Below are 20,110 nucleotides of genomic sequence, written 5' to 3' on the forward strand. Positions count from 1 at the left end.
TGCTATAGTTTTGATCTTGCAATTTCAAAATCTATCATCTTTCTTAAATCATCATATCTATCGTTTGCACCAATACCCGAACCTAAAACTACTGAGACGCGACTTTCGTTACTTGGTAGCTTCCAGAGTGCGATAATGCATCCTCCTGAGTCGTACTGCTCATAACCTGTGCCAAAAGATACCGTTCCTGTCTTTGAGCAGATTAATTCGGGGAAGCGTGAGATGTATGGTTTAACAGTATGTTCAATTGTTATGTCCCTAGCGTTTACACCACTCACTTTAATAATATGCGTCATTGCGCCCGCAATTGTTACAAGCAGCTGATTTTTTGCATATTCAGTCATTAATTTAGATAAGTCTAGCGCAGTAGATGTTGTTAAATAACTAACGCCAGACGTGTCTGCAAAATTTGTATTTGTCATACCAATATTTGCAGCTTTAGTATTCATTGCTCCTATAAATGCTGAGGCACCACCCAGATTTCTGGCTAAACAGTTCGACGCATCGTTGCCACTCGGCAACATCAATCCGTAAAGCAGATCTAAGTAACTAACCACGTCGAGAGCTTGAAAGTTTACTCTACTCTCATTGCTTCCAACCAAATCTGCCGCGCTTACAGTAACTTGATCATTCATATTTGAGATTAAGTCAAAGGCAACAAGTGCAGTCATTAACTTTGTAGTTGATGCATTGCACTGTTGAGTTGATATGTCTTTACTAAATACCATTGTCATAACGCCACCGTAATTGCACGTTTAGCCATTATTGTTGGCTCTAATTGTCCTGCTGGATAGACAATAATCACAATACCGCTGCCACCAGAACCACCATCTTCAGTTGCTAAAAATGATGCACCACCACCACCACCGGTATTTGCGCTGCCATTTTGTGGCAGGGCAGCAGATGTCGTTGTATTTAGCGGATATCCAGCACGTCCGCCACCGCCTCGACCGCCTTGACCACCAACTGTATAGTCTGATCCAGTGCCATTTTTGGCACCGCCGCCGCCGCCAGCAAAATACCCAGCATCTCCATAGCTGGTGAGTTTTTCAAGAAACAAGCCCTCACCACCATTGCCTGGTGTTGTTTCAGTCGAGGTAGATGTTGCATCAAGCCCTGATGCGCTTGCACCACCGCCGCCACCTCCAGCCACGCCCACATTCAAAATACCTTTGCCTCCAGAGTTGCCTTGCCCTGGTATTGAGTTCCCGCCAGATGAATTTCCTACGCTGCTTGCAATACCACCGCCACCGCCACCCGAACCACCGGCAGAGCCATCATTATTAGATGATCGACCACCACCACCACCACCACCGTTCGCAACAATCGAACCGAATGAAGAGTTTTGGCCGTTTGATCCACGATCACCGTTTACACCGCCAGCACCGCCAGCGCCAACAACAACAGGTATGGAATCTCCTGGTGTTACAGAATAGTTAGGCAGCACAATTACTCCGCCGCCGCCGCCACCGCCGCCTTGGCGACTACCACCGCCACCGCCACCTGCGACAATAAGAACATCAACATCTGTAACCCCTGCTGGCACAGTAAACGCCCCATTTGACGTAAATGCTGTGATAAAAGATTCTGGCGGCTGCCCCCATGAAAATATATGCTGATATTTCTGATGTGACTCAAAGCCATCGCGCAGAGAATACAAATCAACTCTAGCTAAAAGCGGAGATAGTTCAGTCTTTTCAAATGTTGCTGTGTTTGATGTGAGTGCAAGTTGCTCTGCAAATTTTATATTGCTTTGTGCATCATAAACTTCTGCATTGTATGTCACACCACTTTCAAGCGTTACACCAGCATCAAACCACCCAAGAATCTCACCACCAGTTTGCTGGGTTCGATTGCGGTCTACCCACGTTAAGACTAAGTTCGATTCAATTTCTGTGGGCCAGTATTCTCCATTAATTTTCACATTTGCTGGCGGATAAGGCCGTATTGCACGTGATTGAATCTCAACTGCTGTTCCTATTTCTGACAATTCTTGAATCCCACTTGGCGTGGTTGTTAAAACTTGAGATTCAACAACCTCACTTTGTGTGTACTGGGTTGAATCAAATGCCACATCAGGCAGATCGAATACGAATAAAGATCCGCTAGTATGCTTTTTAGGCACAGTGTCCAACACACCGCGCTTCACAGTTAAAACCTTTGTTTCATCATCAAAGCTCACAAACCCCATAAATTCATCATTTAGCAAGATTAAATTGTTTGAATTTGCTGTTTGGGTTAGCGTTCCTGTGACCACAAATGCAGACATAGTTTCACTTATCGGCTGATCAAGCTGCAAAATATCACAGTAATCAAGACGAGAAACCTGCTCAAATTCACCAATTCCACCGTCTGTGTAAAGAAGTGCGTTAAGTGAATTGCTTTGTGGTTTTGCTGCAATTGCTGCGACATAACCAATATCTGGATTATTTGATAATTCCAAGTCGGCATTTGTCTGCCCAGCACGAAGTACAGTCAAATAATACGGGGCTTCAAATACTTCATTCATGCTTGGCTGCGGTGGCTGTGGTGCTGATTCAGCCGGAGCATCAACTACAATGCTGGTATTCATTTCTCCCGAATATGGTACAACTTCCTCAAAATCAATCATCACTTCATTGTTTAAGCCGTTGCCTAAATCAATTTTCATGATGCGAGCCAAAATTGTGCCTTGCCATTTTTTAGACCAATTGATTTTCACCAAGTCATAGCGATTCCACTTACGAGCCTCACGCCATCCAGTTGTGAATGTGCCTTTCCACGCTGGTGTGGAGTATTGCTTCAACTTCCAATTAGCCACAATTTCGGCATTTCGCATATACATAAAATATGGAAATTCAACAGACTCAGCATTTGCCTTGCCCATCGTTAAAATTGAACCGTTTTCATAAACTGAGAAAGTTGAGTTTTTGATGCGCTCACGGTCGTAATATGTGACATTGAGCTGATTCACAATGTCATCGCTATTCATGACTTCAAGAGATAAATCCTTGATCTTGTTTTCAGTAATAGTGTGGATTTCATCTTCAGAAAACCAATCGTCACGAAACAAAACCATTTCATACAAACCAGTTTGGCGATTTACGCGTACTCCTGCTTCGATGTGATAGCAAAGCTCTTCAATTGCATCAATGCAAGATTTTTCATCAATCGCCCACGAAACACCTAAACCCTCATCCCAAATTCTGTCAGCAGCTTTCATGAAATTAATATCATTCACATCAGCTTCAGGCTTTGCCATCGCTGTGTCATCTGTGAGTATTTCTCGAATTTTATGGATTGGATTAATATCAATCGCATCAGTCGATCCTTTGTATTTACCTGTGAACTTCTCCAATAAGAAAGAACCCGAATCCAGCCTTAAAATTTCACCACCAAAAAACCCACCGCGATCAACCGAGCCACTTGCTGTTGTTTCAACTGTAATGTAGCCACCACCGCCGCAAACAAACTCCAACTCAATGTAGTTGAAATCCTCATATTCATTAGATGAATTTTGAAGGGTAACAACCCCGCTCGATCTATTTAATATTCCTATGAAACGATTAGACGTTATACTTAGCTCATGATTTTTACATCTGGCTAAAGATCTAACTCTGCCAATAAATAGACCAGTAATAGCTGTAAAGTCATACTTAGTTTTAAAATTTGCTGTCTGGATAACACTATCATCTCCTCTTATTGTGTAAATTGCTCGAATGCTGCTTGAATCAATAACAGTGTCTAAATTAGCACTATAGTTGATTGTGTGGTCACTCACCCCATTCAAACCAGTTGTTCCCAGCAGCTCTTGATTTACACTTATTTCAACATCGCTGGTGACATATGGGATTAATGTAAGCTCGTAAGGTATTAAGTTTGCACCAATGCCAGCCTTTTCAGAGTACCATTGCTCATCCCCGCTATTCTTCACATAAATCCGCTTCACCCACAGCAGCATCTCTTTCATGTAGCCCGAGTTGCCGAGGTAGAAGCCTGGCGCTGTTGTTTGCGCTCCTGTAAGTTGATTTACGGATGTAATCCCGTGAAATAACAGATATGACTGATATGGATAGCCTGAAACTAGCGGTAAATATTGTTGGTAGACTTCGTCTGGTTCTTGATCTGGTGTGCCGAAGTGAATGTTAATATTCCCAGATACACCACCCTCATTTTCTCCAAAAAGGTTGCCTTCATGCACTGGCAGCATGTTTACTGGGTGGTTTGTCGGGTCATGCACAATCCAGCCACGATTATCAAAATTAATCGCAAGAAACTCCTCAATACGATTCCCGATAAATGCTGCAAACTTCGCATAATAGCGATACCCAACTACCTGAGAACTACTTCCGCCCATTTCTAGCCACCTCAACTACTTGCAAGGCCATTGCATCTTTTGTATTGATAAAGTCCTGTGCATCACGGCCATTTTTAAGGAAGTCCTGCCAATCCCAACCTTGACGCAAAAAAAATCCCCGTGTTCCGCCCGAGCACATCTTTGCTTTCCGAATATCCGACATATAAATTCTCATTTCTTGCCGCCTTTCTGCTTGATTGTTGATGTGGTCTTATCCCAAATATCCGTAATATTGGCATGCACATGCGGACTTCCTGCAATGTCGCAAAAAGAAGTGCCTTCGTTTGCAATTGTGCCGTCCAACTGATTTGGCTTAGGTCGGTTTTTCTTCTGCATTTTGCGCATTTGCAGAAATGTGTAGATACCGACTACCAAAGAGATTGCGCCAACAATTAAGCCTGCCAACAACAATGGGGCAATAGATTTTAAAACTTGAACTTGCGAAAAATCATAATTCGCCAAAATAGCTTCTACATTCATTGCTGACTCACTTAATTAATTGGGTCTCAAGAGGATTTTCAGTCGGCATATTCGGATGCCCACCATAGCGCAAATGATTATTAAATTTCTCGTGACAGGTTTTGTGTGACTGATCACAACCAGGTGCGAGTCGCACCACATCACCAACTTTCAATCCGATATGCTGACGATACGAACGAATGCTGCCATTTGCACCATTACCAACAATAAAAGTGAATACACCATCTTTTTGCAGCGCACCTCGATTGAGCCACCACGCGGGATAAGTTTTAACTTCCATGATCGGTTCACCATCTTCAAAGATTGGATTGTCAAATTCATCTAAAACAGGCTCGCCAAATTCATCCAACACAGGCACTTGCTCAAAAACAGGATCACCGTTTTCATCAATAACTTGAGTCGGGTTTACTGTGTAAGCGACATTCAAACCATCGATTGCAGTTACAGTCACCTCAAACGACCATTCGTTAAAATCCAAACCGCAGAACTTGTCGTAAATGTTATTCATGCACGTACGCTGATATTTTCGAGTCAAAATATTGCGACGCATAAAACTTTCAGCAGTTGAGCAGACTAGCGTCATGGTGTTGTCACGATCACTAAATTTAGGCTGCGTCACACGCCCTTTAAACAGCACAAGCGACTCACCCGCATCTAGCTCAATCAGTGTGAAATACACCGATTCAAGATAAATCTTGTTTAAAAAAACTTGAGTAAAGCTCTGTTCTTGCTCGTTGTTTAATAAGTCAGGATGTGGAAAGGTTAGCTCGACTTCGCACTTATCAATGTCTGCATCTTCAATGTTGCCGCGACTCAAGCCGCGTACTGGGTAATAAGTCACATTGTTATGCGTCACTGCTTTACGTGCGCTAGTGAAGCGCCATTGCTTCGTACCATGTGCAAATTGATAAAGTTCTACACGTGCCATTAGTGCTCAATCTCCACGATTGGTACGGTGACTTGTGACTTGCCACCGCCTAAAAATTGGAATTCAATATGGTCAGCATCGAAGCGATAAAGACCCAAATAATAGATAGATTCAATGTCTTTTCGCTGTGCATTAATTGCGGGCGATACTGTTATGCTATTTGCGGTCTTAGCCGTAATTGCATGTGCTGACCATGTGCCGTTCTTGCGCTTAACAGCAATGTGTTTCCGATCTGCCTCAACGATGTAACTTGTGTCTACATTTAACACGTTGTTGATATTTGCAGTATTCAAAACATTCAAATGCTGCTCATAAAGCGGCATCCAAAATTCACGGAAACGCCCTGCTCTGCGATATAGAAAATGCTTATATGCTTGGTATTCAGACCAACTACGCAACAATGATCGAAACGGTTTTGTGTAGCGTGGCTTTGCATGATGTGAGTACCACTGAAAGCCACCGACATCACCATCAATAATGTTTTGATGTTGGGTTAGCATCATTTCCAGTGAATCACCATCAAGTAGCAATGGTTTCCAATAAATGTCCTGATTTTTATATTGCTCTGGTGCTTCAGCTTCAAATTCGGGTAAATCTTCAGCCAACACTCGAAAAACCATTGATGTGTTAGACCAGAAGCCACCTGTGTTAATCGAAGCATCACCTTCAACAATGCAAATACGCATCGGCATAATGACCGCATTGGTTGCTGTGATATTTTCAGCAAGCCTAAAGCCATCTTGGTATTCAGTAATTAATTCCTGAATAATCTCATCCGTTTCAGGATCGCGTATTTCATCTTGCACAATGATGTAACGACCACGTTCTGTAATCTCGACTACTCGACCACCTTCGTTGCTCTCAATAAAAGCAAAACCGACTCTAAGGTCGGCTATGGTGTCTGTTGCATCGAGAATGATGTAGTCATCATTTGTCATGTCTGGGATGCTTCTTTTTACTTGTCGAAGCGGAATACCCCACTGCTTACGCAAATTTGCATAAAGCATGTGAAACATATCGCCCATAGCTTTACGCATCTGCACATAATTAAAGCTTAAAACTTGGCGAGGTGCATCGCGAAGCGGATAGCGTAACTCAGTGCCATCAAACGATTCATGCACTTCTGTCATCCACTCAAGGCGTTCAGTCGAATCAAGCAGAGGGCAATTTGCTAATACATGCACCTCACCATATTTGGTTTGTATTTTCATGTTGTCCTCATAAAAGAAAACCCACCGAAGTGGGCTTAGATTTTGCTGCGATTGCGCTTCATGTGGTAAAGAACAGCATCCTCAAAATCTTTAGAATACTTGTAGTTCTTTGCCTCATCTTCGTCTTTAACCATGATGACTGAAAGCTTATTGTCAATTGGTCGGTTCTGCCCACCCGTTTGCACTTGGTTTAAATAGTTGGTCAGGTCCCTGTTTTGACTTGGGTTCAAAACACGCTCACCTTTATTTAACAGCCATGTACCTTCCTCTGGGATATTGTTAATACCGTCGTGGGCCATACCTGTTAAACCAACTGATTTAATGCTTGCCGCTTGAGCAACCTGTAAAGCTGCTGCTGCTGCACCAATCGCAGGCGCAATGTATGGACCAACATACGGTGTGCCAACCACAGCGTCATAAGCCTTGGAATATGCAGAGGGAATATTCAACATCGCTTGAGCCACCGCAAATGCTTTCTGTGCTGCAAACAACCCAGCGTACAACGATGAGTTTTCATCAACCAATGCCGCAAAACCACCGAGCATGGACTCCATATAGGACGCTGAATATTTGGTTTGCAGCATCAGTTTATCTTGCTGATACTTTTCCTCGCTAATTAAATCAAGCTCGCGCATTTTGTCCAAAACTTCAAACTGCTTAACCAGTGGACTTTCCTCATAGCCCATTACATCGCGGTAATCACTGATTGCTTGATCGCGCTCGTTAGATTGCTCAAAGTTTTGTTGTGAAACGGCTTGTTGAAGTAAAGCCTCTTTCATCTCAGGCGAATAACTAGCGGTGTTTAGAATTTCTTCACGCACCAATGCATAGTATTCACGCGCGTAGTCGCCTGCGGTCATCCAGTTGCGTTTGATTTCTAGTAGCGCCTTATCTTGCGAAATACGCACAGCCGTTTGCTCAATTTTAGACTGAGCATCCAAGGCATCTTTCTTTAATTTGCGCTCTGCATCTAGCAAGCCTTTGGTGGCATCAATGGATAGCTTATCAATATTCAACTGTGCTTTTAATTTCTCGCGCTCAGTCATTTGATGCTGATTCAATTCATAATCTAATTCAGCCGCATAGAGTTTTTTTCTCGCCTCAGCAATCTCTTTGGCATCCTCAATCATCCTGTTTTTTGATGCGCTTTTTAAAGACGACCCTGCAATTCGATTAATCTCTTCGCTTAAATCTGTTTCAATTCGATTGAATTCGCTGCCGTATTCATAAATCAGTCTGCGAGCATCTTCTAAAGCTCTGTTTTGATCGCGCAGAGCCTTAGTTTCCTCTCTTACAGCAGCGGTTCTTGTTCTTGAGCGCACTGCCGATGTGGCATGGGTCTTATTGTATGCCTCAACGGTTTTATTGAGCTTGTCTTGCTCTTGGTTTTTAAAAAGAATAGCTGCCGCCTCTTCTCTACTCACCTGACCGTTTTTAACAGCTAACTCAGCTAGATCGGCTGCCACTTTCGGGTTATACCCTTTAGCAATTAGCGTATTTGTAGCTTTGGCTACAACACCAGCTTGTCTTGCTTTCTCTGCAAACTCAGAAAGTGCATTGGTTGCATTGCGAATACCACCTGCTGCAGCATCTCCACCGTTAGCGACACCATATAAGGTTGATTCAAGTTGCGCGATTAAACTATTTTGCTTACCCGCCTCGTCGCCAGCAGTCTTAACAGACCCAGCGAACAAATTAAATTCATCTTTCGCTTGCTGAGTGATGTTTTTATTACTGTTAATCGAGCGGCTAAAATCCTCAAGCGTTATTGCGCCTGACTTGTATTGCAAAGTAAGGGCAGATACTTCTCTAGCCTGCTCTCTTGTCATGTCGCTATGTCGGGCGACCTTTAAGCTATATGAAACAAGCTTAGAGGCAGCGTTATCATATTCATCATTCAGCGCTGCGAGTTGTTCTTTTTCAACAACCAATTGTTCACGCTGCTTGACCTCGCCAAGCTCTTTGTACTTTTGTACTGCATCCGCTACAGTTTGATTGTTTGCACGTAAAGACTCGGTTGACTTATCCGTGTTATCACGCATGAGTAAATAGCTTGCTGCAACAGTAGCTACAGTTAAGCCCAAGCCGATTGGTCCACCAAGAATTCCAAGTGCTGCACGTCCTGCACCTGCGGTCGCAGTACTTGCTGCTGCAGATCGTGCTTGTGCTGCTGCCAATTGCGCTTCGGCTGCGGCTAAGTCGCGTGTCACCAATGCTTCATATTTTTTTAGCTCTGCCATACGAGTCAGTGTTTTTTGACGACCAATGGCATTCATTTGTGCTTTTAAGCGTTCAATCTCAAGTGCTTTTTCAGCTGCAATGGATGCTAAGGTTTGCTGCGTATTAATCACTTGTGCTTCAGCTTGCGCCAAATGTGCTGCAGCAGCCGCACGTTCAGCATTGATGGCTGCATATTGCACGGTTGTCTGCTCGACCAATTGACGTGACTTTTGATAGCCTGCAACGGTGGACTTTACTACAACAGGAATATAAGTCCCTGCAACATAGGCAGCTATTACACCACCTGCCGCAGTAACAGTTTGCAAATTGTCAGCCAAGATGCTTAGTGCGCCAGCCATTTTGCTTGTCACACCATAAGTGACGTTAATCTCACCAACAAATGCACTGAATGAATTGCGCACCTTTTGCAAACCATCAGCAAGGCTGTTTTCCATGTTATCTGCTAATGCTTGGTTTGCATCTTTAGTCACTTCAAGCGTTGTTAATAGATCGCTTAATGCAATTTTCCCTGTAGCACCTAATTGTCGAATTTCAGCTTCGGTTTTACCTGCCACCTTCGCCATATCGGCAATAATATTGTCTGCTGCTGAAACAATACTAATCCATGCATCTGCATCAATCTTGCCTTTCGCCATTGATTTATTCAGAGCATCCATCGCGCTTTGCGCTTGGTCTGCACGTGCAGCATTTGCAACAAACGCATAAGATAGCGAATCCGCAACATTCAGCGTTTCTTCTGTAGTTTTGCCGAGTGACTTCATGCCGCCTGCAAGAGACAAATACACTTCTTGCGCTTCGCTAAGGGAGCGATATGTGCCGTTAGCTGTTTCAAGTAAACGCTTCTGAACCATGTCGTATTCGGCGGTATCAGCAGTGGCGTTTCGGATACGCGCAGCCATCTGCGTGTATTCATCTGCCATATTGATTACAGAGCCAACCGTCAAGCCAGCCAATGCAGCAGCACCCAAACCAGCAATGGCTTTTGAGGCAGATGATACGCTCGATTCAATTCGCTTAGTTTCGCGTTGTGCGGTATCGCCTGCCTTTTTCATAGGCTCAGTAAAGCTACCAATCTGGGCGATTAAATTTAAAGTTAAAGTTCCGAGTTTGGTGCTCATATAAACCTCTAGGCAATAAAAAACCCCACATTTAGCGGGGTGTTGTGTGTTTATTTGTGACTTATCTAGTATTTATTTGCATAACTTACGCAATGCTCTTTCCAAATTTTTTCAAATTCAGCAGATGGAATATCCCCTTGAATAATAACAATTGCATCGCTTGGTGCAATGTATCGCTTATACCCAGTGTATGCCCCAAATAAATTCTTTGCATTCACCTCGCCGCAGTATGAAACTTCATTTCTAAACTCGGCTGAACGTGCATCTTTTAATTGATTTTGGACTCGCTCACGCCCAAAACGATTAACTTTAATTTCGGTCATTTCGGCTTTTGCTTTAGCTTTTTCAGCCTCTGATTTGCCGCAGCCTACCAAGCTTAAGCCTACAATCACTAAAACTAATAACTTTTTCACACCCAACCCCAAATTTATAATTTAGAACAAGATACTAATTTATGCATAAAAAAACCACCCCTTAGGGTGGTCTTGCTCTTACTTACTTAGCCGTTTAGCTGCTGCCTGAATAATATCGGGCAGTATCGTCTTCTTGGGTCCAGCATGATCTCCTATAATATCTGCAATATTTTCATCAGAAAGAATCCATGCATTATTTGGTACAAATGAAATATTTGGCTTACCAGACATGCCTATTGTTAAAAGCATTCGACTAGAATCCACCATTCGCGTCACAACCGCACTAACAATCACTTCTTTATCGAAATCAGGATATTTCGGGCTAATACCACCCAATCGCTTAATTTCATCGTGTAAGGCATAAAAATAATCCATTACCTTATTGGTGGTGTTTGCTTCAAGTAGCCTCAATGCTTTTAATTCAGAGTCTTCAATTCGTTCTGCCTTTGGAATGTACTCACCCATAAGTTGATGAACATACTCAACTGCCGCAGGAATTTGATCTTGAGGAATATCCTCAATGTGCTCTACATTAAAACGATGATGAACCAACTTGTAGGCATCTGAGTAATTTAAAAACTTAGCTTTACCCACCAGCATGTTTACAGCGTCCTTTAAAGGTACACGGTCTTTCTTGGTGGTCTTGTCAGCAATCAAATTTTGCTTTGAGTTTTCAGTAAACAGTCTGGCAACCATCGAATCATAAGCTCGAATAACCTGTAGATGGAATTTTGCGGAAATCCACATGGCGTAAGCGTAAACCAACTCCTTTACAACATAAGTACCATTATTCTTACCATCATTAACCTTACCAACAGCGGGCATCTGCAAATTTGCAGATGCCCCATTTGAAGGGTTTTCAATCTCAGCAATTAGGTCTTTAGTTTGTTGATTGCGCATAAAGTAAGCGGGTTGATGCTTCTTGTCATACCCACTTGCCTTATGTAGATCGTTTAAGCAATAACGCCCATCTTCATCTTGGCGAATTGAAAACTCACCAATGGTTAAAGGTTGGTTGTTTGGGCTTGCAAAATTTTGTGTTAAACTACTCATAGTTAATTTCTCTCTGTTATTGACTACATCAAAGCCCTGTCCGTCGAAAGTCTGGGCTTTTTTGTTGTCTGTTGATTTCATGCTTTCGCACTCTCTTTTTGGTTTAAATAAAATTCAACAGCCTTATTGATTAAATAATTCATTGAACGCTCTTCTTTTCTTGCATGAGCTTTTAATTCTTCATGCAACTCATTTGACACTCGAACTCGAACATCAATAGGTTTTTGACGACCTTCTTTCATAAAAAACTCCTAGTCACCCTTTGGGTGCATTAAATATGTCACCCTTTTGGTGACTTGTCAACACCCATTGGGTGATATACATTTATTTAATATTAGGATTGAACCATAAACATGACCACATCAAGAGATACTGGTACTCAACACAAGTTGAGAATGCCTCCAGAGCTAAAAGAAAAGCTATTTAGCTCAGCCAAAGAGATGAATCGATCTTTAAATGCGGAAATTGTTGCCCGTCTCGAAGATAGCTTCAAAGAGTCTGACGACCCTAAAACTCTTGAATCCTTAGCAAAAATAGTCAAAGAGACCACTGAGGAAACTACTCGACTCCATAAAGAGCTTGTCAAAATCATTGAGCAGCAAAAAATTGAGATTGAGAATCTAAAGAAACCGACCTAAGTCGATTCCTTATTCGCCACCGTATGTTTGAAGCATGTATTCCTCAAGCGACATTTCCTGTGGTTGCTCCTCATGTGGCATAAATGACTGTGCTTTTACATCTTTGGCACCTTTAGAGCTTAGGTATGTAGCCATTAGATTTCCAATGGCTTGCTCTACACGACGACCAATAAAAAGCGAGCCTCGTTTTTTTCGATAGACTCGCCATTTAGCCAATTCAGAAACACTAATGTTTCTTTTAGCTTCTTCTATTGTGCATCCGCCGATTCCGTTGACGACGAGTTCGCACCAGAATTCATCTTCTTCAAATGTTTCATCTGCTGCTTTCCCACAAAGTCGTTCACATCATCACTAGCACGATGCAATGCATCCATAATTTGCGGTGCTGATTTGCCGACTTCATCAAGACTAGCAAATAAAGGCTGCTGCGTGTCTTTGTTGTAGATCGTGGCAAGGATTCGCATCTTCACCAAGTCAGCCATGAGTAGCTTGTCAAGGTTTTTGCCACGAGTGATGCCCACGGATTCATCATAACTAAGGCGCTTAACAAGCACCTCAGATGAAAAATCCTCACCATTAATTGTGAATTCGATCTGCTTCTCAACAAGTTGCACAGTGCTTCCTGTTGAAAAACTTAAAATGTCTACTTTCTTCATTACGGAGTCACCACTCGTGGAGTTGTAACAACTGGTGAGGTACGAACAAGGGTGAATGTATAACCAACCAACGCATCTTGCTCAATAGTTGGTGCAGCTGGGTTGATATAGCCTTCAAAAGACCACCAAATACGATCTTCAGGCAAGTCAATTCCTGCAATCGCTTCATAAGTTGGCGCAGTCGTAGAATGGCTTGAACCTACATACCACTTCACTTTTTCACCTGAGTCAGCAAGCGCAATTAGTTTTAAATGACTTGTGTTTTCATCATCAAGATCAATTTGAAGTGAACCTTCGCCTGGATCACGCAGACCACGTTCATAGTCTTTAGTCTCCGAGTCTAGGCAAGTTGAATCAATCTTTGAGAACGAATCCTCACCGAATGAAAATGCTTTTGGGCAAGTGAAACGAACCACCGCACCATCGACAACAGCAAAAATCTGTGTCCCGTTGGATTTAATACGTGCCATGAGTAGCTACTCCTCAATTTTTTGGCATAAAAAAAGCACCCGTTTGGGTGCTATGTGGAAAAATAAATTTGTTTAACGATCCAAAAACCAATTCGCATCAAAGCCGCGTCCAAAAATGTTGGTATCGGCAATACGCTCAAAGTAATTTGGGTGAATATTGGTGACATAGCAATGCGGCTCTAAAGCTTTTCGTATTGCCGCACGAATATCGGATGCTCTTTTCTGCTGGGTGTCATAAACCACAATCTGGAATGACACGTGGTCTATAGCGGCTGGGCAATCTAAGTGGTTTTCAGGATTTGCTGTAACCACTGACCAGACCGCATAGGGATATGGCGTTTTATGTGGTGCAATATCCTCAAATACCCTTAAAGGGTTAGTGCCGAGCAATGCTGTGACTGCTGAAGCCAATTTCAGCGTTGGAACTACGGGTAAAATGTTCATAATTTTGCGAGTTCCTTGTTGATTTCTTTATTGAAGTTTTCAGCAAAGCTATTGGTCACGGCTTGGATGTTGTTTTGCAGTGCTGGGCGCATGAATGGAGTTGGTGGATTATGCACAGAGCCAAACTCCAAATATCTCCAATAGGTCGTGATTCCACCAGATAACTTGGATAAGGCTGCCTTATTGGTATTTGCATTCTGTGCAGCACCACCACGCACACCGACACGCATCACCACTTCATTCGGATTTCTTGTTTTTCCCGCAGCAGTCGTAATATTTTTCCAAATCTTTTCGCTTGTTTGTGGGTCATCTATTGCTTTTGCCCCAGATCGTGCCGCATCTCGCACAATTGCCATAGCTTTGCGCATAGAACGCCGAGCAGCATTCTTCATCAAGCGAGGGTTGCCAAGTCTTTTAAGTTTTTCCTGAACTTCACCCAAGCCTTCAATATTGAATTCTACTGACATGGCTTACTCCACTAAAGACAACTCCAACGTCATATAAATACGACCATTTTCATTGTCTGGTTTAGGTGGCGAAACGATCTGGAAAGTCTGACCATCGAATAAAACACGCATGCTTGAGTCAATATCATCACGTTTACGCAGCTTTAGCCGTGCTGTGGTTTCTGATCCAGCAGCCTTAGCATTTATAGAGTCTTTAACAGACAAGAATTCAAGCTTACCCCAAAGTTTTTTAAACTCAGTCCAAGCTTCAGTTTCATAGTTGTATTCATCATAGGTCGTGGTTTTATGCTGAACCGATACACGGTGGCATAGTTCGCCTGCACGTTGGGTCATATCACACCCCCATGTCACGATAAGGCTGGATTAGCGACCAATAGCCCAAAGGCAATTCAATTGTTGCCTGAGTGGTGGCTTCTCTGTTGGCATAAAGGTGCGCAACAAAAAGAAGCCGAGCAGCATCTAGCGCCTTGTTATCGACCAGATCGTTTTCATTTACTCGCTCAACCTCAGTTGCGATAACTTTGCGATCTAAATGTGCTTGGATTTGCTCATTGGCAGCATCGATATATGTCTGTATCAAAGTATCTTCATCATCATGATCTACACGACAATGCAACTTAGCTTTTGCGAGATCAATCATTCTGATTTGGCCTGTTTTGCTGGGGTTTTAGTGGTTTTTGGTTTTGATTCTTCAGCAGATTCAACCAAAACACCCTTATCAATCAAGTGCTTCACATCCGCTGGATTGGCTGTGCGCTTATCACCAGTCTGGTAATACTTGTCACCATGGTGCTCACGCTTAACATCGTACTCAGTCATGACTATCTCCTAATAAATAAGGGCCAGCAATTTGACCCTTATTGGATTCTGGATTAACCGCCAGCAACTGCTGGAGTAATATCACCATAGATAAACGCTTCTGGACGATAAACCGCCAATGCCAGGCGCTCTTCAGCAAGAATGGTTACTAAGTTCTTAACGAAATCGTCTTCGTTCTCAGTTGCCACCTCTACACGAGACTGCCAGCGATCAAAGATTTGAGCGCCCATTGAGAAGGCACCAGTCAGGAATTTACCCGCAGCAATCGCCTGTGTTTCTGCAACTGGAAGACCCCACAGAGTCGGGTTTAAGTTGCCTTGTGGATTGCCAATGATGTACTGACCAGATGTGTCTTTCAGGGTTTCGATTGCAGCCCAGTCAATCGGGTTTAGCACATGGCCGCTCGCAGGGTATTCAGCAAGAATTGCCTGAAGCATTGCGAAGCGCAGAGTATCGAGCTTGCTTTCTGCGGTTGTAGCTACACCGATGGGGCGAACATACGCAGTTGCTTGTGGAATAATACCAAGCAAGTTTTGACCAGTACCGTCACCGTTCAGGATCTGTTGCTCTTCTTTGAAAGCAAGACCATAACGTAAGCGACCATCGATATAAGACTGCAATTGCGATGCGTCATCAAGAATCTGACGCGATGCCTTCATGTAGTGAGCGATAACTTTTGCGGTAGTTGATTTCAGGTCAAATTTAATGTCAGACTGCGGCTTTAATGCACCTTCGGCCACCATGCCAGCAGCATTCACAAAACCAGTTTCTTGAACGTATTCAAGCGCGTTACCATCCATACGACCCTGCATTAATAGGTCGCGAATTGTTAGCTTACGATCAGGCGGTGCAATAATTCCTGGAATGCGTGTGGTTTGAACCAGATCACCAGCCGAACCCGCAGCATCCGTGGTTGCTGAAGTAATGGTGGCTTTAATTTCAAGGTTTGCTTTGCCGCGCTGACCAGCTGAACCAACCAGTGATTTAAATTGGTCGGATTCCACAAATTGACGACCAAGAGATTTAACTTCTTCTTTACCTTCATGTGGACGACGGGCAGCTTTCTGCTCAACTTCATCGATACGGGCTTTAAGCTCGTTTAATTTAGTGATTGCTTCATCCGCTGCCTGTTTAGCACCTTCTGCAATTTTTTCGCCATGCTCACGCTTGCCTTTGAAGTCTTCAGCAATACCTTTAACTTCATCGACTTGTTTTTTGAACTCTTGAGCGAGTTGTTCTAAATTTTGATCAGCCATTTTGACTTCCTCTTAAAATATTTAATGCGGTAGAAATAGATTTCGCTTGTAGTTTTTCATCTTCAGACTCGCTCAAAAGATGGCGCAGACCCTTGCCAGCGATTGCAGTGGCTTGCGTTTTTGAAAAGCCTGACTCTCTCAGGAACTTTTCAAATTCAGGTAAAGTCGGCAGTTCGCCTTCTTCTAATTTGGATTTCACAGAAATAACCGTGCTCTTTTCATTGGCTGGCGTGGTGACAATTGAGATTTCACCTAGATCCAACTCAATCAACTCGCGAATATCTGTATTTTCGTTGTAGCTAGACTTAACTGTGCGATAACCAATGCTTAGACCATCGATTGCACCAGCCTTTAAAAGAGCATGTGTAGACTTTGCTTTTGGAACATCATCAACCAGTAATTTACCTTCGACATACAAGCCTTTTTCATCTTCAATCAGCTTGGTATAAACCCCGATAGGCTCATTGGTGCTGTGATTCCATAGCACTGGCGGGAATTTCCCTTTGTCCGCCCATTTAATTAGGGTATTTTTAAAAGCACCTGGCAAAATGATGTCGTTGTACCAATCAACATTGCCGAAAACCGCCCCATAACCCGAAAAAAAACCGTCTTCTTCGACGGCCTTAATCTCTAAATTAAAACTTTTTCTATTCATTTGTTTCACCTTTATCGGCGCCCAATGGAACCATTTGCATCTGAACCATTAACTTGTCTGCGGTTGGATCGTCAGCTCTTGGCATATCCTCAAGCTCTCGCACCTCATTTCGGGTATATAGTCCGTTCTGAGTCATCTTCACGTAGAAATCTGCTCTTGCAGCATTATTGGCGCGCAGTAGGCCATCAACCGCAAACTTAGGTCGATATTTGTATTTGTCTTGCGGTAATAACAACTTCCGAGCGATTGTCTGCTCATATCGAACCAGTTGCGGATTCAGTGAATAAGTAAGGAATCCCTGATTGGTTTGCTCAAGACTAGAAGCCCATGAACTAGCTTTATTTGTATGGCCAATCAACTGGGGTGGCACACCAAAAGCCCGACATATCTCCTCAATGCCAAAGTATCGGCTCTCTAAAAGTTGAGCATCCACAGGATTAATACGAATATTGCTTGCAGAGGATAGTTTCATCCCCGCCTCAAGAATCATGTATTTGCCTGCGTTTTGCGGAAGACTGAACTCAGCTAAATGGTTGCGCATCCTATTTCTTTGTTCAGATGTCAATGTGGCTTCGCCCGTTTCCAAAAACCCACCGACTTTCAACCCATTCTTAAACCAATCCTGTGCTTGGTTGTTGGCATCAAACTGCATGCCAATCGTCTGCGCAAAGAATTGAATCGCCGACAACCCCACATATCCATCCAAGGTAAATCCCTTAAAATGCAGAATTTCATCATCGGTATAGATTTTAACTTTGCCGTTTTCAGTGTAATGGTATTCAAAGCTTCCGTCTTTCAACCGCTTTTTAACCATTTCGCTAGGGAATAGCGGCTCTAAAGAGATAACACTGCGATTATTGCGGCGAGAAATATAGCTATACGCATTACCCCACAAATCCAGACACGCTGACTGAATCTGCCAAAACTCACTGGCACACATGTCTGCGTTGGGTGAATCATGCAAAATTCGATATAGCTCGTGGTCTTTAGCAATCTTTTTTTCAGTGTCGTATAGGTGAAGTGGTAAGGTTGAAATAGTTTCAGCGCGTAGTTTTACGCACGCCCAAACTGCCGACAACTTCAAAGATGTTTCAGGGCTAACCACTGCACCACCAGAAGACATATAGCTGTCAAAAGGATGCGATGTGTCCCCTTTCTTTAATTGAGTTTTTCCAGTCAATCGTGACCAGAAGCGAGACCAGAATCCCGTGTCTTGTAAATCGCTCATGCTATCACGACATCCTCTAGGTATTCGTCAATATCAACGTGTTTAATTTCAGGATTCATCGACATGATGGCCACCGCGTTAAACATGGCAATCACAGGGTCAATTTTTCCTTTGCCTGATTCCTGTTTTGTAATCATCAAAGCATTGCCTGACATCTTGCCTTTGGCGTTACTGACACACCATTTCATTAGTGGCTGTGACGCAGGAATAAACTTGCCTTCTGCCAATTTTCGCTCGGTTGTTGTTGCATATCCTGAGAGCATATAACCTTGAGGAATAGCGACCATTGCTTCAATCGGGATGCCTTTCTCAATCAAACCATCCTGTAGTGATGGCATGCCTAGTTTATCTAGCCCAAAGCCTTGCTCTGGCATCTTGCCTGTGTCAAAAATCATCTTCGCAATGTCGCCTGCTTCCGCAACGTCATCCCCGATATTCTCAACAATGACCAAGTCGCCTTGCTTCTCGAAGTCTTTCATGCGTGGTGCGTTTTCTTTGCGTCGATCAAGAGCAATCGGATGAATCCATGCCTTTGACCAGCCATACCAAAGTGAACGGTCTGCTTTATCCCGACCAACCACGTACATCCCAAACAAGTCATCAAGTCCACCACCATCGAAGCCAACTGTGATGCATTCTGACTTTTCGATAAGCTGACTCAACGTAAGCTTACGTTCTGAATCTTCCCAAAAATCAGCACCCGCCCAACGGTTCGCCCGTAGGTTCATGCCGATTTCTACATTCAAGTGTTTGGCTAAGAAGTCTCGCTTAGAGTTTTCATCGTTTAGCTGTACCTGCTCCCATTGATTTGTAAGGAAATCAAGGTCAACCGACGCACCTAAGTTCGGGTTCGTGATGTACCAAGTGCTTGTGTCTAGGTATTCCTGCGACTCAAGCATTGGTTTTGGGTATTCATAAATCAGCGGTAAAAACTGCTTGTTCTTTACGTTCCCGTCCCTGATCTCGCGGGCATAATCTAATTTTTGCTTGAACACACCTGCAGGTACGTCATCGGATTGTGTAGTCAGATAAATAATGCAACCTTCAGGACGGGATACCAAGCCGCCTGTGGCCTCACGAATCATCGACTCCGCATTTGCACGTTTGCCAAATACCCAAAGTTCATCAATTAAAATCCAAGATGCTTTCTTGCCTGCTGCTGCCTCGGACTCGGCAGCAATTACTTTTAGTGTTGCCCCCGTGCCTAGGTGGGTAATTGTTCTAGTGTGTTCACTGACGTTCATCATTTCTGATAATTCAGCGTCTGCTTTCACCATGTCACGGGCAGGTGCAAAGGAGTTATCTGCAACTTCTTTTGTTGGTGCCAAAATAATAAGTTCAGCCGATAGTCGCGAGTTAAGAATTAATGCTGTGAGCATAATCCCCGCTGCAATTGTTGACTTGGTGTTTTTCTTTGAGATTAGCAAAAAGAATTCACGGATTAGTCGCTTTTGGCTTTTTTGGTCATACGCACCAAATATTGCAGCAACAAATTCATAAACCCATTCGCGGGTAATGTCGCCAATTTTTGGTGAACCAACAACATCCACCAATACCAATTCTTTAAATACGTTTAATGCAACGTCTGCAACTTCGGGAAATAATGGCTTGCACGCCATTAATGATTGCTTTTTAACAATGCGTTCCTCCCAGTCTGGGCAGGCTGTTGTCCAGTCTAGAAGTTTTGCTGTCATGAT

23 protein-coding genes are annotated in these 20,110 nt (G+C 43.2%); 1 reads left to right on the forward strand and 22 read right to left on the reverse strand.

The window, feature by feature from the left end:
- Nucleotides 1–2: 2 nt before the first annotated feature.
- The 10 genes from FTT74_RS00740 to FTT74_RS00785 all read right to left on the reverse strand — a co-directional run bounded on the left by FTT74_RS00740 (nt 3) and on the right by FTT74_RS00785 (nt 12,022).
- Complete coding sequence (locus FTT74_RS00740; protein WP_179988405.1) at nt 3–734, reverse strand: D-alanyl-D-alanine carboxypeptidase family protein; 732 nt, start codon at nt 732–734, stop codon at nt 3–5.
- Complete coding sequence (locus tag FTT74_RS00745; RefSeq protein WP_179988404.1) at nt 731–4,336, reverse strand: glycine-rich domain-containing protein; 3,606 nt, start codon at nt 4,334–4,336, stop codon at nt 731–733. Before FTT74_RS00745 ends, FTT74_RS00740 begins: the two co-directional genes overlap by 4 nt.
- On the reverse strand, nt 4,323–4,499 hold the full coding sequence (locus FTT74_RS00750; protein ID WP_257221812.1) for a hypothetical protein: 177 nt from the start codon (nt 4,497–4,499) through the stop codon (nt 4,323–4,325). The genes FTT74_RS00745 and FTT74_RS00750 overlap by 14 nt, the downstream gene beginning before the upstream one ends.
- 8 nt (nt 4,500–4,507) lie before the next feature.
- Nucleotides 4,508–4,816, reverse strand: coding sequence for a hypothetical protein (locus tag FTT74_RS00755; RefSeq protein WP_179988334.1), 309 nt, complete (start codon nt 4,814–4,816; stop codon nt 4,508–4,510).
- 7 nt (nt 4,817–4,823) lie between these two features.
- Complete coding sequence (locus FTT74_RS00760; RefSeq protein WP_179988402.1) at nt 4,824–5,744, reverse strand: phage BR0599 family protein; 921 nt, start codon at nt 5,742–5,744, stop codon at nt 4,824–4,826.
- On the reverse strand, nt 5,744–6,955 hold the full coding sequence (locus FTT74_RS00765) for a hypothetical protein (RefSeq protein ID WP_179988401.1): 1,212 nt from the start codon (nt 6,953–6,955) through the stop codon (nt 5,744–5,746). The genes FTT74_RS00760 and FTT74_RS00765 overlap by 1 nt, the downstream gene beginning before the upstream one ends.
- A gap of 35 nt (nt 6,956–6,990) precedes the next feature.
- On the reverse strand, nt 6,991–10,314 hold the full coding sequence (locus FTT74_RS00770; RefSeq protein ID WP_179988400.1) for a tape measure protein: 3,324 nt from the start codon (nt 10,312–10,314) through the stop codon (nt 6,991–6,993).
- Nucleotides 10,315–10,379: 65 nt separating this feature from the next.
- Nucleotides 10,380–10,727, reverse strand: coding sequence for a hypothetical protein (locus FTT74_RS00775; RefSeq protein ID WP_179988399.1), 348 nt, complete (start codon nt 10,725–10,727; stop codon nt 10,380–10,382).
- A gap of 78 nt (nt 10,728–10,805) precedes the next feature.
- Complete coding sequence (locus tag FTT74_RS00780) at nt 10,806–11,861, reverse strand: KilA-N domain-containing protein (protein WP_179988398.1); 1,056 nt, start codon at nt 11,859–11,861, stop codon at nt 10,806–10,808.
- On the reverse strand, nt 11,858–12,022 hold the full coding sequence (locus FTT74_RS00785) for a toxin-antitoxin system HicB family antitoxin (protein WP_005402851.1): 165 nt from the start codon (nt 12,020–12,022) through the stop codon (nt 11,858–11,860). Before FTT74_RS00785 ends, FTT74_RS00780 begins: the two co-directional genes overlap by 4 nt.
- A 111-nt stretch (nt 12,023–12,133) precedes the next feature.
- On the opposite strand from FTT74_RS00785, the gene FTT74_RS00790 reads away from it, so the two are divergent.
- Nucleotides 12,134–12,418: an Arc family DNA-binding protein gene (locus FTT74_RS00790; protein ID WP_179988397.1), complete on the forward strand. Its 285-nt coding sequence runs from the start codon at nt 12,134–12,136 to the stop codon at nt 12,416–12,418.
- A 9-nt stretch (nt 12,419–12,427) separates the two neighbouring features.
- Here FTT74_RS00790 and FTT74_RS13985 read toward each other — a convergent pair whose 3' ends face one another.
- The 12 genes from FTT74_RS13985 to FTT74_RS00850 all read right to left on the reverse strand — a co-directional run bounded on the left by FTT74_RS13985 (nt 12,428) and on the right by FTT74_RS00850 (nt 20,107).
- On the reverse strand, nt 12,428–12,553 hold the full coding sequence (locus tag FTT74_RS13985; protein WP_306669346.1) for a hypothetical protein: 126 nt from the start codon (nt 12,551–12,553) through the stop codon (nt 12,428–12,430).
- Between the two features lie 113 nt (nt 12,554–12,666).
- Nucleotides 12,667–13,074, reverse strand: a complete 408-nt coding sequence (locus FTT74_RS00800; protein WP_179988396.1) for a phage tail assembly chaperone family protein, TAC — start codon at nt 13,072–13,074, stop codon at nt 12,667–12,669.
- Entirely contained in the window at nt 13,074–13,544 is a 471-nt protein-coding gene (locus tag FTT74_RS00805; RefSeq protein WP_179988395.1) for a phage tail tube protein, read from the reverse strand. The genes FTT74_RS00800 and FTT74_RS00805 overlap by 1 nt, the downstream gene beginning before the upstream one ends.
- A 72-nt stretch (nt 13,545–13,616) precedes the next feature.
- The gene (locus tag FTT74_RS00810) at nt 13,617–13,988 is read right to left on the reverse strand and encodes a DUF3168 domain-containing protein (protein WP_179988394.1); all 372 of its coding nucleotides are present in this window, start codon (nt 13,986–13,988) and stop codon (nt 13,617–13,619) included.
- Nucleotides 13,985–14,455, reverse strand: coding sequence for an HK97-gp10 family putative phage morphogenesis protein (locus tag FTT74_RS00815; protein WP_179988393.1), 471 nt, complete (start codon nt 14,453–14,455; stop codon nt 13,985–13,987). The genes FTT74_RS00810 and FTT74_RS00815 overlap by 4 nt, the downstream gene beginning before the upstream one ends.
- A 3-nt stretch (nt 14,456–14,458) precedes the next feature.
- A complete protein-coding gene (locus tag FTT74_RS00820; protein WP_179988392.1) occupies nt 14,459–14,788 on the reverse strand; it encodes a phage head closure protein in 330 nt (109 codons plus the stop codon).
- A 1-nt stretch (nt 14,789) separates the two neighbouring features.
- Complete coding sequence (locus FTT74_RS00825; RefSeq protein ID WP_179988391.1) at nt 14,790–15,095, reverse strand: head-tail connector protein; 306 nt, start codon at nt 15,093–15,095, stop codon at nt 14,790–14,792.
- On the reverse strand, nt 15,092–15,274 hold the full coding sequence (locus FTT74_RS00830; protein ID WP_179988390.1) for a hypothetical protein: 183 nt from the start codon (nt 15,272–15,274) through the stop codon (nt 15,092–15,094). Before FTT74_RS00830 ends, FTT74_RS00825 begins: the two co-directional genes overlap by 4 nt.
- A 53-nt stretch (nt 15,275–15,327) precedes the next feature.
- Entirely contained in the window at nt 15,328–16,530 is a 1,203-nt protein-coding gene (locus FTT74_RS00835; RefSeq protein WP_179988389.1) for a phage major capsid protein, read from the reverse strand.
- On the reverse strand, nt 16,523–17,185 hold the full coding sequence (locus FTT74_RS00840) for an HK97 family phage prohead protease (protein WP_179988388.1): 663 nt from the start codon (nt 17,183–17,185) through the stop codon (nt 16,523–16,525). Before FTT74_RS00840 ends, FTT74_RS00835 begins: the two co-directional genes overlap by 8 nt.
- Nucleotides 17,178–18,413 carry a phage portal protein gene (locus FTT74_RS00845; RefSeq protein ID WP_179988387.1) on the reverse strand — a complete coding sequence of 412 codons (1,236 nt, stop codon included), beginning with the start codon at nt 18,411–18,413 and terminating at the stop codon, nt 17,178–17,180. Before FTT74_RS00845 ends, FTT74_RS00840 begins: the two co-directional genes overlap by 8 nt.
- Nucleotides 18,410–20,107: a terminase large subunit gene (locus FTT74_RS00850; protein ID WP_179988386.1), complete on the reverse strand. Its 1,698-nt coding sequence runs from the start codon at nt 20,105–20,107 to the stop codon at nt 18,410–18,412. Before FTT74_RS00850 ends, FTT74_RS00845 begins: the two co-directional genes overlap by 4 nt.
- Nucleotides 20,108–20,110 lie beyond the last annotated feature (3 nt).

This window comes from Acinetobacter sp. YH01007 (assembly GCF_013420425.1).
In the GTDB taxonomy this organism is placed as follows: domain Bacteria; phylum Pseudomonadota; class Gammaproteobacteria; order Pseudomonadales; family Moraxellaceae; genus Acinetobacter; species Acinetobacter towneri.

Excerpts from the sequence above, each read along its gene's own strand:
- FTT74_RS00825 (WP_179988391.1), bottom strand. The coding sequence starts at position 15,095 with ATGATTGATCTCGCAAAAGCTAAGTTGCATTGTCGTGTAGATCATGAT.
- FTT74_RS13985 (WP_306669346.1), bottom strand. The coding sequence starts at position 12,553 with ATGGCTACATACCTAAGCTCTAAAGGTGCCAAAGATGTAAAAGCACAG.
- FTT74_RS00850 (WP_179988386.1), bottom strand. The coding sequence starts at position 20,107 with ATGACAGCAAAACTTCTAGACTGGACAACAGCCTGCCCAGACTGGGAG.
- FTT74_RS00750 (WP_257221812.1), bottom strand. The coding sequence starts at position 4,499 with ATGTCGGATATTCGGAAAGCAAAGATGTGCTCGGGCGGAACACGGGGA.
- FTT74_RS00820 (WP_179988392.1), bottom strand. The coding sequence starts at position 14,788 with ATGACCCAACGTGCAGGCGAACTATGCCACCGTGTATCGGTTCAGCAT.
- FTT74_RS00800 (WP_179988396.1), bottom strand. The coding sequence starts at position 13,074 with ATGAAGAAAGTAGACATTTTAAGTTTTTCAACAGGAAGCACTGTGCAA.
- FTT74_RS00840 (WP_179988388.1), bottom strand. The coding sequence starts at position 17,185 with ATGAATAGAAAAAGTTTTAATTTAGAGATTAAGGCCGTCGAAGAAGAC.
- FTT74_RS00755 (WP_179988334.1), bottom strand. The coding sequence starts at position 4,816 with ATGAATGTAGAAGCTATTTTGGCGAATTATGATTTTTCGCAAGTTCAA.
- FTT74_RS00785 (WP_005402851.1), bottom strand. The coding sequence starts at position 12,022 with ATGAAAGAAGGTCGTCAAAAACCTATTGATGTTCGAGTTCGAGTGTCA.
- FTT74_RS00740 (WP_179988405.1), bottom strand. The coding sequence starts at position 734 with ATGACAATGGTATTTAGTAAAGACATATCAACTCAACAGTGCAATGCA.
- FTT74_RS00835 (WP_179988389.1), bottom strand. The coding sequence starts at position 16,530 with ATGGCTGATCAAAATTTAGAACAACTCGCTCAAGAGTTCAAAAAACAA.
- FTT74_RS00815 (WP_179988393.1), bottom strand. The coding sequence starts at position 14,455 with ATGTCAGTAGAATTCAATATTGAAGGCTTGGGTGAAGTTCAGGAAAAA.
- FTT74_RS00765 (WP_179988401.1), bottom strand. The coding sequence starts at position 6,955 with ATGAAAATACAAACCAAATATGGTGAGGTGCATGTATTAGCAAATTGC.
- FTT74_RS00845 (WP_179988387.1), bottom strand. The coding sequence starts at position 18,413 with ATGAGCGATTTACAAGACACGGGATTCTGGTCTCGCTTCTGGTCACGA.
- FTT74_RS00830 (WP_179988390.1), bottom strand. The coding sequence starts at position 15,274 with ATGACTGAGTACGATGTTAAGCGTGAGCACCATGGTGACAAGTATTAC.
- FTT74_RS00790 (WP_179988397.1), top strand. The coding sequence starts at position 12,134 with ATGACCACATCAAGAGATACTGGTACTCAACACAAGTTGAGAATGCCT.
- FTT74_RS00810 (WP_179988394.1), bottom strand. The coding sequence starts at position 13,988 with ATGAACATTTTACCCGTAGTTCCAACGCTGAAATTGGCTTCAGCAGTC.
- FTT74_RS00760 (WP_179988402.1), bottom strand. The coding sequence starts at position 5,744 with ATGGCACGTGTAGAACTTTATCAATTTGCACATGGTACGAAGCAATGG.
- FTT74_RS00805 (WP_179988395.1), bottom strand. The coding sequence starts at position 13,544 with ATGGCACGTATTAAATCCAACGGGACACAGATTTTTGCTGTTGTCGAT.
- FTT74_RS00745 (WP_179988404.1), bottom strand. The coding sequence starts at position 4,336 with ATGGGCGGAAGTAGTTCTCAGGTAGTTGGGTATCGCTATTATGCGAAG.
- FTT74_RS00780 (WP_179988398.1), bottom strand. The coding sequence starts at position 11,861 with ATGAAATCAACAGACAACAAAAAAGCCCAGACTTTCGACGGACAGGGC.
- FTT74_RS00770 (WP_179988400.1), bottom strand. The coding sequence starts at position 10,314 with ATGAGCACCAAACTCGGAACTTTAACTTTAAATTTAATCGCCCAGATT.